A 15,376-nucleotide genomic window follows, 5' to 3' on the forward strand; every position below is an offset into this window, starting at 1 on the left:
CCACTACTTTCTTAACTGTGTTTCAAAAGATAACTTCCTCCGCCTTACTTGCCACTTCAAGCGTTCCACGCTTTAGTGTCATCGTAAGTGCTCAGAAGCTAACCATCTTTTGTCACTACTTTCTTAACTGTGTTTCAAAAGATAACTTCCTCCGCCTTACTTGCCACTTCAAGCGTTCCACGCTTTAGTGTCATCGTAAGTGCTCAGAAGCTAACCATCTTTTGTCACTACTTTCTTTTTCCCATGAAAATATTCTTCAAACCGCGCTTCAGCACCTGAAAGAAGCTGAGTGAACGAACGATTCGGTCTGCTGGAATGTACTCGCGAATTGCACGCAGCACTTTCTTTGGGTCCTTTGAAGAGAAATTGTATGTACCACTACTCTTCGTCTTCAATGCGTATCTAGGAATGTATTTACCCTTGAACAGAATCGAAGCGATGACTAGATCAACTTCATCCCACGGAATCTGAATGTATTTCTGGACGTTCTTATCGTTGAAGAACTCGAATCCCTTATCACCAATCATAATCTTGCCATATTCAGCAATTGCCGTATGGGATGTCGCCTTTTCAACTAAATCTACTTTGGTGTTTATTGATTGAACCATTGTCTATCCTTTTCAAAAAAAGAAGATTGCCTACGTGCTAATGTTATCGCACCAAAAGGCAATCTTCAAGTTGTTGATTAATCTAGAATTACATTACGTGCAATACGTGAAGAACGATACCGACTACGAATAGTCCAAGAATGATCACGATAGGTGAAACATTCTTCTTCAGTAACCACATGCAGAATAAAGTTAAAAGTAATCCTGCGAAACCTGGAATCAATGAGTTCAAGTTTTCTTGCAAGGTTGTAACTTTATCTGAACCGAGTGAAAGGCCTGCAGCTTGTTGCTCTAAGGCTTGTTTAATACCAGCTGCACCCTTTGGAAGTTTATCCCACTCGATGTAAGCTCCCTTTGCCAAAGGCGAAGTTGAGATAACTGGAGTGAAGTTAACTGAAACCCAACGGTTAACCAGTGAACCAAGGATAAACATACCAAGGATTGAAGCTCCCTTAGTAACGTTTTGGAGTAAGTTACCAGATAAATCTTCTGAGATACGTGAACCGGCTTTGTAGCCAAATTCTTGTGTGTACCACATGAAACCTAAACGAATAACGTTCCAAAGAACGAAGTACAAGATAGGTCCTAAGATGTTACCACTCATAGCCATTGTTGCTGCAAGAGCACCAATGATTGGCTTTACAGTGAACCAGAATACGGGATCACCAATACCAGCAAGAGGTCCCATCATACCAACCTTAACACCTTGGATAGTAACATCATCGATAGGTGCACCATTAGCACGATCTTCTTCAAGGGCAAGTGTAACACCGATGATAGGTGATGCTAAGTATGGGTGAGTATTGAAGAACTCAAGGTGACGCTTCAAAGCAGCGGCACGGTCTTCTTTAGTCTTGTACAGCTTTTTAAGTGCTGGGATCATTGAGTATGCCCAACCACCGTTTTGCATTCTTTCATAGTTCCAAGAACCTTGAATGAAATTCGAACGCAACCAAACTGAAATTCTGTCTTTTTTGGTTAAAGTAATTCTTTTGTTATCAGCCATTGTTATTCTCCTTTCATCCTAGTAATTGTCTATGATATCGCCAACTGGGTCACCTGTGTTAGCAGCTGCGCTGTTGTCTGATGAACCGCCTCTGCCTTGCAATGCCAAGTAAATCAAGGCAAGAGACACACCGATTGCACCAAGAGCGATAAGAGTAAGATCTGTAACTGTTGCTAAAGCGAAACCAATGATAAAGAATGGCCATACTTCACGGTTAGCCATCATGTTGATAACCATTGCGTAACCTACGGCAACAACCATACCACCACCAACGGCAAGACCGTCAGTCAACCATGCAGGCATTGCGTTCAATGCTGAGCTAACAGGGCCAGCACCGATTGCAAGAATCAAACCTGCAGGAATAGCAATACGGATACCTTGCATAGCAATCGCGATTAATTGCCAAATTTCGATTTTCCGGAAACTACCTTCTTCAGCAGCCTTATCCATGATGTGCACAACACCAGTGGTTAAAGTACGGACGATAGTAGTAAGTAATAGTCCAGCAACAGCCAAAGGAATAGCGATACCAATAGCAGTTTGGACACCCTTCTCACCTTGACCACCAAGGACCAAGATAATAGCAGATGCAACTGATGCTAAAGCAGCATCGGGAGCAACGGCAGCACCAATGTTTGCCCAGCCAAGAGCGATCATTTGTAAGCTACCACCCAAGATTAAACAAGGGATTAATTGACCTGTTACTAAGCCGATTAACGTACACGCAATTACTGGTTGGTGGAAGTGGAATTCATCAAGAATACCTTCCATACCAGCAAGAAACGCAACGAGAATGACTAAGATAATTTGAATTGCGTTTAAATCCATAATTATTTATCCTCCAATTGTCTCCTGACAAATTATTTTTGCTTGTCGAGTTCAGCTTGTGCCTTCTTCAAGATATCATCCATATTAGCGGCTGAATCACTTGGCACCTTTCTGACATCAAGCTTGACACCCATCTCTTCCATCTTGCGGAATGTGTCAACGTCTGTTTGGTCAAAAGCAAGCACTGTGTTTGGTTGAACTTTACCAACTGAGTGCGCCATCGAACCAACGTTAACGGACTTCAAGTCCACGCCACCCTCGATTGCAGTCAATGCATCCTCTGGGTTCTCGAACAAGAGCAGAACACGTTCGCCACCGAAGTGTTTGTCATCTTGTGCAAGTTTCAGCATTTGTGCCATAGGCACAACGTGCGCTGTTACACCCATTGGAGCAGCCTGCTTGATCAAGTTCTTTCTTAACTCGTCCTTAGCAACGGCATCTGAAACAACGATAATCCGTGTTGCACCAGTCGTTTTAGTCCAAGTTGTGGCAACTTGTCCATGCAAGAGACGTGAGTCAATTCTGGCAAGTGCATAACTCATCTTACCAGGCTTACCACCGGTAGCGGCCTTCTTGGTAGCAGCAGGTGCTGCAGCCTTAGGCTCGAGGTCTTCAGGCTTAACCTTCACACCGTTTCTACCCTCCACTGTGACGTGAGCAGCAATCTCCTTCGCTGTGTTCATCGTCATTCTCGCTGAATATGTTTCAATCAGCATTGGCAAGTTTAATCCGGTCACGATGGCCATCTTATCCTTGTGTTGTTCAAAGATCCCATTACTTTGGTTGAATGGAGATCCACCCCATAAATCCACGAGAAAAAGTACTTCATCATCCGGTTCAAAGCTAGCAATAGCCGCTTCGAGGTGTGCTTTCAGATCATCAGGGCCTTCATTAGGCATAAAAGTAACGGCTTGTACTTTTTCCTGTTCACCGAAAATCATGGAGCCAGACTGCAAGATGCCTTTGGCAAACTCACCGTGGCTCGCTAAAATGATTCCGACCATTTTTTCTCCTCCTTTTATAAACTGTGTACGCTTTCACTCTGCGTCTACCCCATTATAATTTAGTTTTTTGCGATGTGCAATTAAAAGTGCGGCTTATAAAAGCAAGTATAACTTCGTTTTTTAATAACGTTTAATTGTTATAATAAATAATGATTAATTAACTAGTGATGTAAGCGCTTATCTTCGGTATTGGTCTGGTTAGATAAATAATTAGTATATTAAGTATAATATGGAGTATTATATAAAAATAACGTCCTCATCGCGGACGAGAACGTTAATTATTGGTGGATTATGGGGTGCTCGTGGTTAGTAATTGATGTGGATCAAGGAAAGTGGATGGTTAACCTATGCGGAATAGTGTAATACCTCAAGAAGATCATATATTGCAATTGTCTTCACGTTAAAATGCTGAGCTACTGCAACTATCTTCGGTTCTTTTTTCACCTTCATACCAACTTGTGGCAACAAAGATCTACCTATCCCATCCAAAGTAACTATTGTGAGGTTTTTCGCCATTGCAGTAGCAATTAGCCAAGGATCTGCTTTTTCGACTATCTCCCATTCAGCAATCCCGCTTGTAGCCCAATAGCCACTCTGTTTTATCCAATCCATTACTTTGTTGTATTCATTGACAACTGAAGCATCGGGTATAAGTAATCTTGTTTTAAACGAATTCTTAGTCCAGTTAACTAAATCTTCAGGATACTGAACCTCTTCAAATACAAACTGTCCCATCTTAATACAGTCTTTACTGCCAATAAAATCCCATAGTGAATTAAATACTTGTGGTTGATACCATTTCTCATGAGCATCAAAAAGGGAATTTGAATCTAGTAAATATTCCATCCGATTACTCCAATCCTAAAATTTTATCCGCAGTCAGCTTATACGTTTTTAGTGATGTCCCAATCAACTCTGCTGCCTCACTCAATCCCAATCGTCCACTAGATTCTTCACTGATTACAGCATTTGCAAAGTACGGATCCACTTTGGATGCTACATTATTGTAGAAATTTCCTCTTTTAGGTTTATTTTTGATTACCATATTATTTTCTTGTAGTTCCTTTGCCCAACCAATCAACGAATCTCCATAAATATGAAGTTCTCTTGCTCTAATTGCAGTTGCTAAAAGGCTAGTATTAAATTTTCTAGAAAGTCCTACAAGATTATCCTCGGCAGATTCCTCGTCATTCAGACTTGCCAAAAATTCTTTTCTAGGTAGTAAGATATTTGCAGTCACAGAATTAATCCAACGTTCTTGAGCGATATCAACATCGAGTCCGACATTGAGTACTTCATTTTCTCCCAGTAACACATGCACAAGTTCGTGTATTAGACTAAATATCTTAGCTGTCTTGCTGTCCGCGCCATTTAGGAATATCAATGGTACTGTATCATCAATCAGTGCAAATGCTCTGAATTCCTCAACCTCTAACACTCTGTGGGTATTTAATCCTACTATGCCATTCTGCATTACCATAATATCAAGTTTGCTGATACTATTTCGTAGCAAATTAAAGTATCGCCCAGAATCCAATGAGTATCGTTTCTTACCCTCTGGTAAACCTAAAATCTTGGTTATCTTATCTGCTACCTCTTCTGGATCTGTACCCAGCTTAATAAAATGTAAGTATTTAAAAGACGCAGTGAGCGTTTCACTTTGAAGATAGTCTTTCATCCAAGTTTGTCTAATTTGCATTGCATAGATTGTATCAATGAGTTTACGACTAGGCTTTACAGATGAATTATCAATTGTACGGTATTTGACAAATTCATGTTCCTCGACTGGAACTTTATCTTTAAAAAGGTAGCTAAATGGAGTTCTAGTATCTTTGCTAAATTCCTGCAACTGTTTGAAGGTTGGATAATCACGATCAGACTTCGGCGACATCCAAGAATCTAACCTGAACTTGTTTTTCAACTCCGTGTAGCTCTTCTCACCATTTTCGATTGCCCATTTAACAACATCCCAATTAACTGGGACTCTATATGTCTCTGCCATGATTATTCACCTCCTACCATTCCTAATTAAGGTAAGTATATGCTTCGCAAAGGCTGATTACTATCAATATATTCAGAACACGCGAAATATGCTAATTTTAAAAATTTTGTTTATAAATTATCAATAAATTTCAAAGATTCCAGATATTTATCAAGTTTCTTATTTAGATTTTTTTTTGCACCACACAGTGCAGTTGCCGATTCATCTACGATTTTTTTCGACTCCACAGGATCTTTAATTGACTTAGATCTGTTGACAGAATTAAAGTATTTTTCACAAGAACTCATAAATTTAGAAATATATTGATTTCTAAATTCGAGCCATGATTCCTGTTGGCCTTCGAAGGAAAAATTAGAAATAATTAGTTCATCTGCAAAAGTATTATTGGAAGATTCAATTTCATTGAATTTTGACTGCATATCCTTCACTAATATTCCTATTTTTGGAGCATTAACAATAAAATGAGCCGGACTTAAGTCGGTATCACTCATTACATAAATACTTCTACTTATTTCATTCTTTAATCGTTTTAACTTCTCCTTTTGTTGATTGTTTCTTGATTTCTTCTCTGAAATAGTACCTAAGTAGAACGCAAGTCCCGTTCCTAGTAAGGCTCCCAACAAATTACCTAAAAAGTCCCACATATTACTCACTCTCCTATTCGATATATACTTGACTACTTTTAAAAAAACGTAATAATTAAATTACAATGTAATTATAACGTTATTTATGTAGATGGATATAACTTTTCGAATTATATAGGATAATAGTCTAAGCTTACTTTTTAATCTTTTCAGTAGTCTCAAACGATAAATTGAGTATCTTAAGCCAATCATCCCGTCTCTGTCGGATGAATTCCTTCTCATTTTCATCATCAATCTGCTCAAGATTCAGCTTTTCTAGTAATTGTATTAATTTACTAGTCTTTTCTGGTCTATCTGAAAATAAATTCTGGTCATTAATATATAGATTAATGATTTTAAAGCTTTCCTCTCTTCTCAATATACGATTGTTTATCATATTAGTTTTTAATTGTCTTTCAGAAATCGGCTTCATTACCCCATCATCAAACTGACTGACACCAAAAATTCTACGTTTCATCAACAAATCAAGTATTTCTTTATTAGTACTTACTTCATAGTTATAAACACACATGAATATTTCAAACAAATATCCGAAATAAATGGAATCTATTCCTCTAAAAATTTCAAATGATAAGTAATTTAGACTAGCAAGAACCTGTGATTGATTTTTGTCATCACGAACTAGCGTAATATAAGTCTTTTCAAAAAAATTTTGAAGAAACACTCTTTGTACAAAACCATCTCTAGAATTATTGAGGAGGGTTTCAGATGATATTTTCCAGTTGTTTGGAAAATAAACAAAACCGATATTATCTGAATAATGCCTATACAACAATTTGAATAATATACCAGTTATCTCCTCTAGCCCTTTTTGTTGAGGAGAATTTTTTATTTGATCAACTAATGCTCGAGAATAATCATCTAACAAAAATTGCTTATTTGAAAAATTTCCATATTCTTCCTTCAAAAATTTTAGCCAAATTGAACCACTTTTGTTAATCCCGGTTGAGTTCAAGTCGTAAAGATATATTTGAATAGCCATTGATATGAAGTCGTATTCGAAACGAAATTGCAACTTATTTCTATTCTTATTCCAGAATCCAATGGTGATGTCAGATACCTGGTATCTATCGATCTTTTCATCTTTATAAAGTGAATCAAAATGTTGAAGCCAAACTCTACTCAATTGATTAAGTTCCTTCCTGACGATTTCAAAAAGGTAACTTTGCCAAAGTACAATTCTTTTGGTTGAACTTAATTTTGACATTTCCAATACTTCATCACGCCAAATGGTTCTTATTCCATCGTTTGGATTTTCATCCCAATCATTGTTCCATTTATACGCACGAATTATGATATTTAAAAAGTAGCAGCATCCTACTAAATATAAAGTGAATAAGAACAATCTAGCTATAGTAATCTTCCAAAATATGAATGGTAAACCAATAATCAGTAGACCGGTATAAAGAAATTGTATGTTAAACAGTTTAATACCAATAATTGTACGATTAAATTCATCGTCATTAACCGATTCATAAACTGCTGTAACTACCGGAAACAACATAGCCAATATCAAACCTGCAAATATACCCATACCACTGAAAGAGACGTACTCACTAATAAGCAGATTAAGTATTTTATAAAACCGCACAGTCACAAAACACAATAATAGTATGCAAATACACCATAAGCATTTGGGATTTAGCTTAGCAAAATGATTTGTTTTATTTTTAACTCTGATCAACAATTTTAAAAAATTATTCTTCAAATTTCGATACTTACCAAACCACATATAAACTTTGTTCTTCATAATCCTAACCTTACTAAAAAACACACTATCCTCTAGTGTGTTTTTATCTCTATATCTTCTTTTTAAACTTTTCCAAAGCCTCTTGCCAGCTGATTATCTCAAAACCTGTTGCCTTTGCTTTGCTTAAATCCATGATGGAGTGTCTTGGGCGATAAGCCTTCTGTGGGTACTCCTCTGAGGTAACAGGCGCTATCTCAACGTTGGTATCCTTCAGGATTTCCTTCGCAAATTCATACCAACTACATGAATCATCATTTGAAAGCTGATAAACACCATAGTCTGAATGCTTATCGACAACGTGGGTCATAAACTCAGCCAGAGTTCTTGTCCATGTGGGGCGACCAATTTGATCATTCACAACTGTCAGATAATCATGTGTCTTAGCGAGATTAAGCATGGTGTAAACGAAATTTTTACCATATTCTCCGAACACCCATGATGTTCGAATAATGTAGTATTTTGAGACATACTTTTGTACTGCTAACTCACCTTCATACTTCGTACGACCATATTCATTTCTAGGATTAGGTGTGTCATCCACTGAGTACAATTCTGAGCGAGTACCATCAAAAACATAATCAGTACTGATGTAAACAAGAGTTGCTCCAACAGATTCTGCAGCCTTGGCAATGTTTATTGTGCCATCAACGTTAACCTTCTCGTCGAGTGTTTTACCAGGCTCTTCCTCCGCCGCATCAACAGCAGTGTAAGCAGCACAATGGTAAACAATCTTTGGCTCGTTTGCCGCGAAAAACTCATTAACTGCAGTAGCATCTGTAATATCTAACTCCTTTGAACCCGCAGACGTGTATCCTACATTACGTTCATCGAGTAGATGTCTCAGTTCCGTTCCAAGCTGGCCATTAGCGCCAGTAATCAATATTTCCATTAATAGGCCATCCCTTGTATCTTATTGTCCGTTCTTAGCGTACTTAGCCTCAACTGCAGCTTTCTCGTCCTGCCACCAGTCTTCGTGTTGAGTGTACCAATCGATTGTGTGTTGTAATCCTGTTTCGAAATCGGTAAATTCAGGTTTCCAACCAAGTTCAGTGCGAAGTTTGGTTGAGTCAATTGCATACCGTAAGTCGTGCCCCGGACGATCTTTAACTTGGTCAAAAGCATCTTTAGGTTGACCCATTGCCACAAGAATTGCTTCAAGTACTTCTTTGTTATTCTTCTCGCCATCAGCTCCGATAAGATATGTCTCACCAATCTTACCTTCAGTAAGAATAAGCCAAACAGCACTAGAGTGATCGTTGGTATGAATCCAATCGCGCACGTTTTTACCGTCACCATACAACTTAGGACGAATACCACTTAAAATATTGGTTACTTGGCGTGGAATAAACTTCTCGATATGTTGATAAGGACCATAGTTATTAGAGCAGTTTGAAATAGTCGCTCTAAGTCCGAAAGAACGTCCCCATGCACGTACTAACAAATCAGAGCTAGCTTTAGATGATGAGTATGGGCTGCTTGGGTTATAACGTGATTCAGGAGTAAACTTCTCCCCTTCACCTTCACCGTGACCAGGTAAGTCCTCTCTAAGTGGAAGATCTCCATACACTTCATCAGTTGAAACGTGATGATAACGTACATCGTACTTACGACAAGCTTCAAGTAAGGTATAAGTACCAACGATATTCGTCTGGATAAATGGTGATGGATCAACAAGTGAATTGTCATTGTGGCTTTCTGCGGCATAATGAACAACTGCATCTGCCTTACTTACAAGTTTATCTACCAGGTCGGCATCACAGATATCACCCACAACAAGTTCTACTCTATCTTCTGGAAGACCAGCAAGGTTAGCGCGATTACCTGCGTATGTTAATTTATCTAAAACTGTCACATGAACTTCTGGATGATTGTTTACAACATAGTGAACAAAGTTACTACCAATAAAGCCTGCTCCACCAGTAACAATAATATTCTTCATGAAATCCTCCTAGTAATTGCCGCCATAAACGAAATGAACGTCTGCATCCTTCAGATTAGGATGTTTTTTATCCTTATCTGATAGAACTAAATGTTCGAGAGGCATTGGCCAATCAATTGCTAAATCAGGATCATCGAAGGCAATACCACCATCGGCATTAGGTACATAATAACCGTCGCACTTGTAGGCAACATTACAGTTAGGTGTTAAGGTAACAAATCCGTGGGCAAAACCCTTTGGTACAAGTAATTGACGGTGGTTAAATTCACTTAGGATAAATCCTTCCCATTTACCATAGGTTGGTGATCCTTCACGAATATCCACAATAACATCGTAGATTACACCAGTAATCGCTCTCAATAACTTAGTTTGAGCATGTGGGGCTTGTTGAAAGTGAAGTCCTCTTAAGACACCTGGTTCAACAGATAATGATTGATTGTCTTGAATAAAATCAATATCGATTCCAGCTTCATGGAACTTATCAGCCGTGTATGATTCTGTAAAGAATCCACGGTGATCACCGAAAACATCTGTTTCAATAATCTTTGCGTCTTGTAATGTTGTATCAATAACTTTAACCAATTTATTTACCTTCTCGTTCTGCTAGTTTTAATAAGTACTGACCGTATTCAGTTTTCTTAAGTGGTTGAGCCAACTCAACCATCTTTTCGAGTGTGATGTAGCCCATTCTGTAGGCAATCTCTTCTAGACATGAAATCTGTAGATTCTGACGGTGTTGGATAGCTTCTATAAAGCTTGATGCCGACTGCAAGGATTCATGAGTGCCAGTATCTAACCAAGCAAAACCACGTCCAAGTAATTGAACGTCTAATTGTCCTCGACGTAAATACTCTTGGTTAATATCAGTAATTTCAAGTTCACCACGTGGAGATGGTTGAATATTCTTCGCGATATCAACCACGTCGTTATCATAGAAGTATAAACCAGTAACAGCATAGTTACTTGCAGGATTTTCTGGCTTCTCAACAATTGACTTAGCGTGCATATTTTCATCGAAATCGACCACGCCGAATCTTTCGGGATCATTAACATGATAACCAAATACGGTTGCACCAGTCTCTTTAGCAGCAGAATCTTGCAGCATTTTAGAGAGTCCACCACCGTAAAAAATATTGTCACCAAGAATTAAACAGACTGAATCGTTGCCAATAAAATCAGCACCTAGGACAAAAGCTTCAGCAAGACCGTTTGGCTTTTCTTGCACTTTGTACGAAATATTAAGACCCCAGTCTGAACCGTCATCAAAGAGTTCTTCAAATCTTGGAAGATCCTTAGGCGTTGAGATAATTAGAATATCTTGAATACCTGCCAACATCAATGTTGAAAGTGGATAGTAAATCATTGGTTTATCATAAATTGGAATCAATTGCTTAGAAATTGCTCGTGTAATTGGATAAAGCCGTGTTCCTGAACCACCTGCTAAAATAATACCTTTCACGATTAAAATACCTCCGTTATTATAATCTTAAAAATGTTTAAAAGTGTTACAAAAAATTCGTTTGAAATCAATTTTTTCAATTGCTTTCGGATAGAAAAAAATAGTGACTAATGTATATGCAACAACGGCAAAAATCTCAGCACAAATAGTAACAAGAATACTACGCCATAAGTATGGCCCAGCAAAATAATTAATGATACTCGTTGTTCCCACAATTATTATAGATCCAACAGATATAAAACCAGCATAAAGTCTCAAAAAACGCCCTTCCTCAGTATGAAGTCCATATTTCAAAACAATATGTGATTCCCAAATATAATTTACAATTAAATTACTAGCAATTGTACCAAGTAAAACTCCAGATATACCTAAGTTTGTATTTCTAATCAAATACCATGAAATTATTAAATTAACGCCGGCTTCAAAAAGCGTTTTCCAACGTTCGTACCAGTAAAGTCCGTACGCATTTGTATAATTAATAATACTTTGACGTAACATCTGTAAATAGAAATTCAATGAAATAATAGTAAGCGGCAAAAAAGAATATACCATTTTATCAGAAATCCAAAGTTTGACAAATGCAGATGCAAATCCTGAAAAACCAGTACTAGCTAATAAAGCAATAAGACTGGTTATCATAAAATACTGATAAAAAATTCTCTCTTGGTGCTCCTTACTTGCTCTTGAAACACCTAGGTTTCCAATTGAAGCTGATACCGCTGAAACAAGTTGATTAATTAACATCGTCAAACCATTAATAATCATGACATAGTTCGAGTACATACCCACAGCAATCAATCCTACATAATACGATAACAAAATATTATCTGTACCAGTAACAAGAATGCCACCAAGCTTGGCAGAAAACATTCCAACAATATTTTTTTTCAAATACTGAATTACTTTAGGATCAACCTTTTCAGTTGAATTAAAATCAATTGTTGGATAAAAATGATCAACAACATACGAAATTCGTATATTAGAAGCTAGCATCATTAAGACCTGAATAAAAAGATAGGCATAGAAATTATTCCAAATAAGTAATTGTATAATTTGAATACATTGACCCGCCACATTAAATCCCACAGTGTTAATAGTATTTACATAACTTTTTTGATCAGCAATAAGGAGTGTCCTCTTATATGTAGTAAAATATGATAGTACAGTATTAGATAATGCCAGAAGGAAAGCTTTTGAGATACTGACATTAATTCCATTCGTGCTACCACCAATTAATCGAGGAACAAAAGGTGTGATTACTAACCCAGCTACAAGTACAACAAGTGCAATATAATGGTATATTTTCCTAAACAGATGTAAAACGGCCGATACTTGAACATCATCGTGGTTATTTAATGGACGATACAACGAAAATGTGATTGCGCTACCAATTCCTAATTCAGCAAAGTTCAAATATCCCAGTACATTAAGAAATAAGCCGTTTAAACCTAAATATTTAGAACCTAATGTATAAATAAAAACTGAGCGCGCAATAAATTGAAAAATCAACTGAATTATTTGTGCAATAGTTGCGACTGACGAGTTAACAACCGAGGCCTTCGTCCTTGATAAATTGTTCAATTTCACGCCAATAATACTCCTTCAAGATAATTATTATAGACAAATAATTTTATTTTATAAACGATTATTTTAAGGAAAATCAATAGTTGGTTTCCTAAAATCTTTATTAAATTGAATTTTTTCTCTTTCTATTGAATCTGCATCGTACTTACTACTCATCACTAGCAATACTAATAGTCCAGAAAAGAAAACTAAATGATTATTTGCAAGTCCAAAAAAAGGGAAGATCATGATCATTGAATACATTGCACTATTAATTTTTGTTACTGACGCATGAGCCAATAGTGTATAGAATATATAGTAGACTAAAATTGTACCAAATAATCCTATATCAAGATACAACGCAAGACCTTGGTTATCAACAACATATGCCGTAATCAATTTAAATGAATTATCGAATTGATAACCATTTCCAAACAAAATTCTGATTGTTGAGGAAGGATAAAAATTTTCAAAGAAAAGAATACCATCTAGTCTTGATTTTAGTGTTCCAAAAAAAGAGCTTTGTAGAAAGCTGAATGTGTTGAATGAATTTACATACACTATCGGTAATATCTGTACGAATAGTCCAAATAAAAAAACTAATTTACCATTTTTAATAACAAACTTACTTAGTAACATTAATAAGAACAGAAAATATACATTTCGCGTGAGCGTCGCGACAATCGCGAATACGTATATACACTCTAAAAAAAATTTCAAATGTTTATTAGCCGGTATACCGTCATAGTATAATATACCAAATGCTGTTACTAATAATACTCCTAGAATCATTCCCGAATCTAAAAATCCAAAAGCACGTTGGCCACCATTCCATGCTAAAATTCCTAATATCTGTACGTTATCTAATTGTGAACTAGAGACATTTGAAATACCAGAGTCATTAATAACTGAGATAATACTGCTTCCTGTCAAATATTGTGCAATTCCTAGTAATCCATTGATTAACGCATAGCAAATAATAGTAGTATTCATTACGGTAGGCGAAAAAAAGAATGTTGAGTCCTTGAGTGAAAAGCATAATATTATTAAAGCTATTACGAATAAGAAATAACCTGTTATACGAATCCAAAGTCCTTGACCACTTATTCCTCCAACAATTTGAAAAATTAAGAGAAGTAAAAATAATACGTTAATAAATCGAAGATTTAGATTTTTTTTTTGTTGTTTTCCAAATTTTGACCAAACTGAGAAAAAAAGAATTGTCATCAAACATAAAATTAATAGGTATCTAACACCATTTATAATTAGGGTACTATTATTAATGCCCACTTGAAAACATAAACGCTTAATGGTTCCTGGTACCATTAATAATAAGGTCAAAAATGTTACTAAAAAGCTAAATAATGATTTCAAATTAAGTATTCCTTTACTAATACAGTTTTTCTAATTATATTGAATGATTTTCGGCTAAGAAATGTTTCAAATTCCGTACCTACAATAAAGTTTTTTAAATATATGCTAATATCTTTAGAAATTTATTAGCTGATGTTTCGATTGAAAAATTAGAAGTGATTTGCACAGCGTTGTCTGATAATCTAGATAGCCTTGTGGGATCTTGTAACAAATCTATTATTGTTTTAACGAATGATTGTTCATTATCTTTTTCTACTAAAACTGCATTTATATCGTCTGCCATAAAATCTAGCATCCCCCCATATTTAGATGCTACCGGAACAGCACCACAGGCCATAGCTTCCATACCAGTCAATCCCCATCCTTCAAGTACAGAAGGCATCAAATATATCTTGGAGGATCCATACACATTATTTCTTAAAATATCAATCGACGGCTGATGATAATATGTAACCCAACTAGGAACCTCTTTAGGTGCCATATAAGCTCCAAAAAGCCTAACTTGCAAATCTGGGATTTCTTTTTTTACCTGACTTAAAATTTTTAACCCAAACGCAGTACGCTTCGTTTCCTGTGGATGGTTCAATATAGAAATAATATTTTCTCGCATTTTTGTTTTAGATATATAGAAATCTTTCGCGGAAATAAAGTTAGGAATAAGATAAGGTCGATCACCAGTCGCTTGTTCAACGAAGTCCGCCAACCAGTTTGAAATTACTATTTTTTTCATAGGTAATCGATAGCTAGCATCAACCATTTCATTTGTATATCCACCCCAATTTTCGTAATTTTGAATGAAATAATACTTACTTCCGGCTTTTGCAGGGAGACTACTAACAAATTCTGCTGTTGAGACTGCTGTTGCAATAATAACATCCGCATCCCTAATATGTTCATCTTTATAGACACCAGGAATCAACCTCACATTAGAGTTGAAGAAAAACCAATCAACTTTATGTTCATTCTTTGCAAAGTCAATTTTTCTTTTCAAGGACCTTATAGAATTAGGTATTGGTTTATTAGAATTACTTAATTTGTGGTAAATAACAACATCATGCCCCAAATTGGCAAAAAAATCTGAATATTGATAAACCAATTTATATCCACCAATTGGATATTGTTGTATCTCAGGCAAAACAAAATTAATTTTCAAAGTTTAAATCCCTTCTACAAAAAAATTACAAACACCGTTTTATCGT

At 36.3% G+C, this 15,376-nt stretch carries 15 protein-coding genes; all 15 read right to left on the minus strand.

The window, feature by feature from the left end:
- Window positions 1-227: 227 nt before the first annotated feature.
- Window positions 228-608 carry a DUF956 family protein gene (locus FC62_RS01880; protein WP_056946027.1) on the minus strand — a complete coding sequence of 127 codons (381 nt, stop codon included), beginning with the start codon at window positions 606-608 and terminating at the stop codon, window positions 228-230.
- Window positions 609-696: 88 nt separating this feature from the next.
- Complete coding sequence (locus tag FC62_RS01885) at window positions 697-1,614, minus strand: PTS system mannose/fructose/sorbose family transporter subunit IID (RefSeq protein WP_056946026.1); 918 nt, start codon at window positions 1,612-1,614, stop codon at window positions 697-699.
- 18 nt (window positions 1,615-1,632) lie between these two features.
- Window positions 1,633-2,442: a PTS mannose/fructose/sorbose transporter subunit IIC gene (locus tag FC62_RS01890; protein ID WP_056946025.1), complete on the minus strand. Its 810-nt coding sequence runs from the start codon at window positions 2,440-2,442 to the stop codon at window positions 1,633-1,635.
- A gap of 32 nt (window positions 2,443-2,474) precedes the next feature.
- The gene (locus FC62_RS01895) at window positions 2,475-3,446 is read right to left on the minus strand and encodes a mannose/fructose/sorbose PTS transporter subunit IIA (RefSeq protein ID WP_054746410.1); all 972 of its coding nucleotides are present in this window, start codon (window positions 3,444-3,446) and stop codon (window positions 2,475-2,477) included.
- Window positions 3,447-3,791: 345 nt separating this feature from the next.
- On the minus strand, window positions 3,792-4,292 hold the full coding sequence (locus FC62_RS01900) for a DUF4411 family protein (protein ID WP_056946024.1): 501 nt from the start codon (window positions 4,290-4,292) through the stop codon (window positions 3,792-3,794).
- 4 nt (window positions 4,293-4,296) lie between these two features.
- Window positions 4,297-5,448, minus strand: a complete 1,152-nt coding sequence (locus tag FC62_RS01905; protein ID WP_054746412.1) for an ImmA/IrrE family metallo-endopeptidase — start codon at window positions 5,446-5,448, stop codon at window positions 4,297-4,299.
- Between the two features lie 110 nt (window positions 5,449-5,558).
- On the minus strand, window positions 5,559-6,092 hold the full coding sequence (locus FC62_RS01910; RefSeq protein ID WP_056946023.1) for a hypothetical protein: 534 nt from the start codon (window positions 6,090-6,092) through the stop codon (window positions 5,559-5,561).
- 133 nt (window positions 6,093-6,225) lie between these two features.
- Complete coding sequence (locus FC62_RS01915) at window positions 6,226-7,842, minus strand: hypothetical protein (protein WP_141322549.1); 1,617 nt, start codon at window positions 7,840-7,842, stop codon at window positions 6,226-6,228.
- 49 nt (window positions 7,843-7,891) lie between these two features.
- The gene (gene rfbD / locus FC62_RS01920) at window positions 7,892-8,731 is read right to left on the minus strand and encodes a dTDP-4-dehydrorhamnose reductase (protein ID WP_054746416.1); all 840 of its coding nucleotides are present in this window, start codon (window positions 8,729-8,731) and stop codon (window positions 7,892-7,894) included.
- Window positions 8,732-8,752: 21 nt separating this feature from the next.
- The gene (rfbB, locus tag FC62_RS01925) at window positions 8,753-9,781 is read right to left on the minus strand and encodes a dTDP-glucose 4,6-dehydratase (RefSeq protein ID WP_054746417.1); all 1,029 of its coding nucleotides are present in this window, start codon (window positions 9,779-9,781) and stop codon (window positions 8,753-8,755) included.
- 9 nt (window positions 9,782-9,790) lie between these two features.
- A complete protein-coding gene (gene rfbC / locus FC62_RS01930) occupies window positions 9,791-10,363 on the minus strand; it encodes a dTDP-4-dehydrorhamnose 3,5-epimerase (protein WP_056946021.1) in 573 nt (190 codons plus the stop codon).
- Window position 10,364: 1 nt separating this feature from the next.
- Window positions 10,365-11,240, minus strand: a complete 876-nt coding sequence (gene rfbA / locus FC62_RS01935) for a glucose-1-phosphate thymidylyltransferase RfbA (protein WP_056946020.1) — start codon at window positions 11,238-11,240, stop codon at window positions 10,365-10,367.
- A 27-nt stretch (window positions 11,241-11,267) separates the two neighbouring features.
- Window positions 11,268-12,827 (minus strand): lipopolysaccharide biosynthesis protein, encoded by a 1,560-nt coding sequence (locus FC62_RS01940; protein WP_236693756.1) that lies wholly within the window; start codon window positions 12,825-12,827, stop codon window positions 11,268-11,270.
- A gap of 63 nt (window positions 12,828-12,890) precedes the next feature.
- A complete protein-coding gene (locus FC62_RS01945) occupies window positions 12,891-14,177 on the minus strand; it encodes a hypothetical protein (RefSeq protein WP_056946019.1) in 1,287 nt (428 codons plus the stop codon).
- Between the two features lie 94 nt (window positions 14,178-14,271).
- Window positions 14,272-15,330 carry a glycosyltransferase family 4 protein gene (locus tag FC62_RS01950; RefSeq protein ID WP_056946018.1) on the minus strand — a complete coding sequence of 353 codons (1,059 nt, stop codon included), beginning with the start codon at window positions 15,328-15,330 and terminating at the stop codon, window positions 14,272-14,274.
- Between the last annotated feature and the right edge of the window lie 46 nt (window positions 15,331-15,376).

The organism is Amylolactobacillus amylotrophicus DSM 20534 (genome assembly GCF_001434555.1).
GTDB lineage: Bacteria > Bacillota > Bacilli > Lactobacillales > Lactobacillaceae > Amylolactobacillus > Amylolactobacillus amylophilus.

What these genes read in the sequence shown, in the direction of transcription:
- FC62_RS01890 (WP_056946025.1), bottom strand. Translation starts at nt 2,442, where the DNA reads ATGGATTTAAACGCAATTCAAATTATCTTAGTCATTCTCGTTGCGTTT.
- FC62_RS01910 (WP_056946023.1), bottom strand. Translation starts at nt 6,092, where the DNA reads ATGTGGGACTTTTTAGGTAATTTGTTGGGAGCCTTACTAGGAACGGGA.
- FC62_RS01885 (WP_056946026.1), bottom strand. Translation starts at nt 1,614, where the DNA reads ATGGCTGATAACAAAAGAATTACTTTAACCAAAAAAGACAGAATTTCA.
- rfbB (WP_054746417.1), bottom strand. Translation starts at nt 9,781, where the DNA reads ATGAAGAATATTATTGTTACTGGTGGAGCAGGCTTTATTGGTAGTAAC.
- FC62_RS01895 (WP_054746410.1), bottom strand. Translation starts at nt 3,446, where the DNA reads ATGGTCGGAATCATTTTAGCGAGCCACGGTGAGTTTGCCAAAGGCATC.
- FC62_RS01900 (WP_056946024.1), bottom strand. Translation starts at nt 4,292, where the DNA reads ATGGAATATTTACTAGATTCAAATTCCCTTTTTGATGCTCATGAGAAA.
- FC62_RS01915 (WP_141322549.1), bottom strand. Translation starts at nt 7,842, where the DNA reads ATGAAGAACAAAGTTTATATGTGGTTTGGTAAGTATCGAAATTTGAAG.
- FC62_RS01880 (WP_056946027.1), bottom strand. Translation starts at nt 608, where the DNA reads ATGGTTCAATCAATAAACACCAAAGTAGATTTAGTTGAAAAGGCGACA.
- rfbD (WP_054746416.1), bottom strand. Translation starts at nt 8,731, where the DNA reads ATGGAAATATTGATTACTGGCGCTAATGGCCAGCTTGGAACGGAACTG.
- FC62_RS01905 (WP_054746412.1), bottom strand. Translation starts at nt 5,448, where the DNA reads ATGGCAGAGACATATAGAGTCCCAGTTAATTGGGATGTTGTTAAATGG.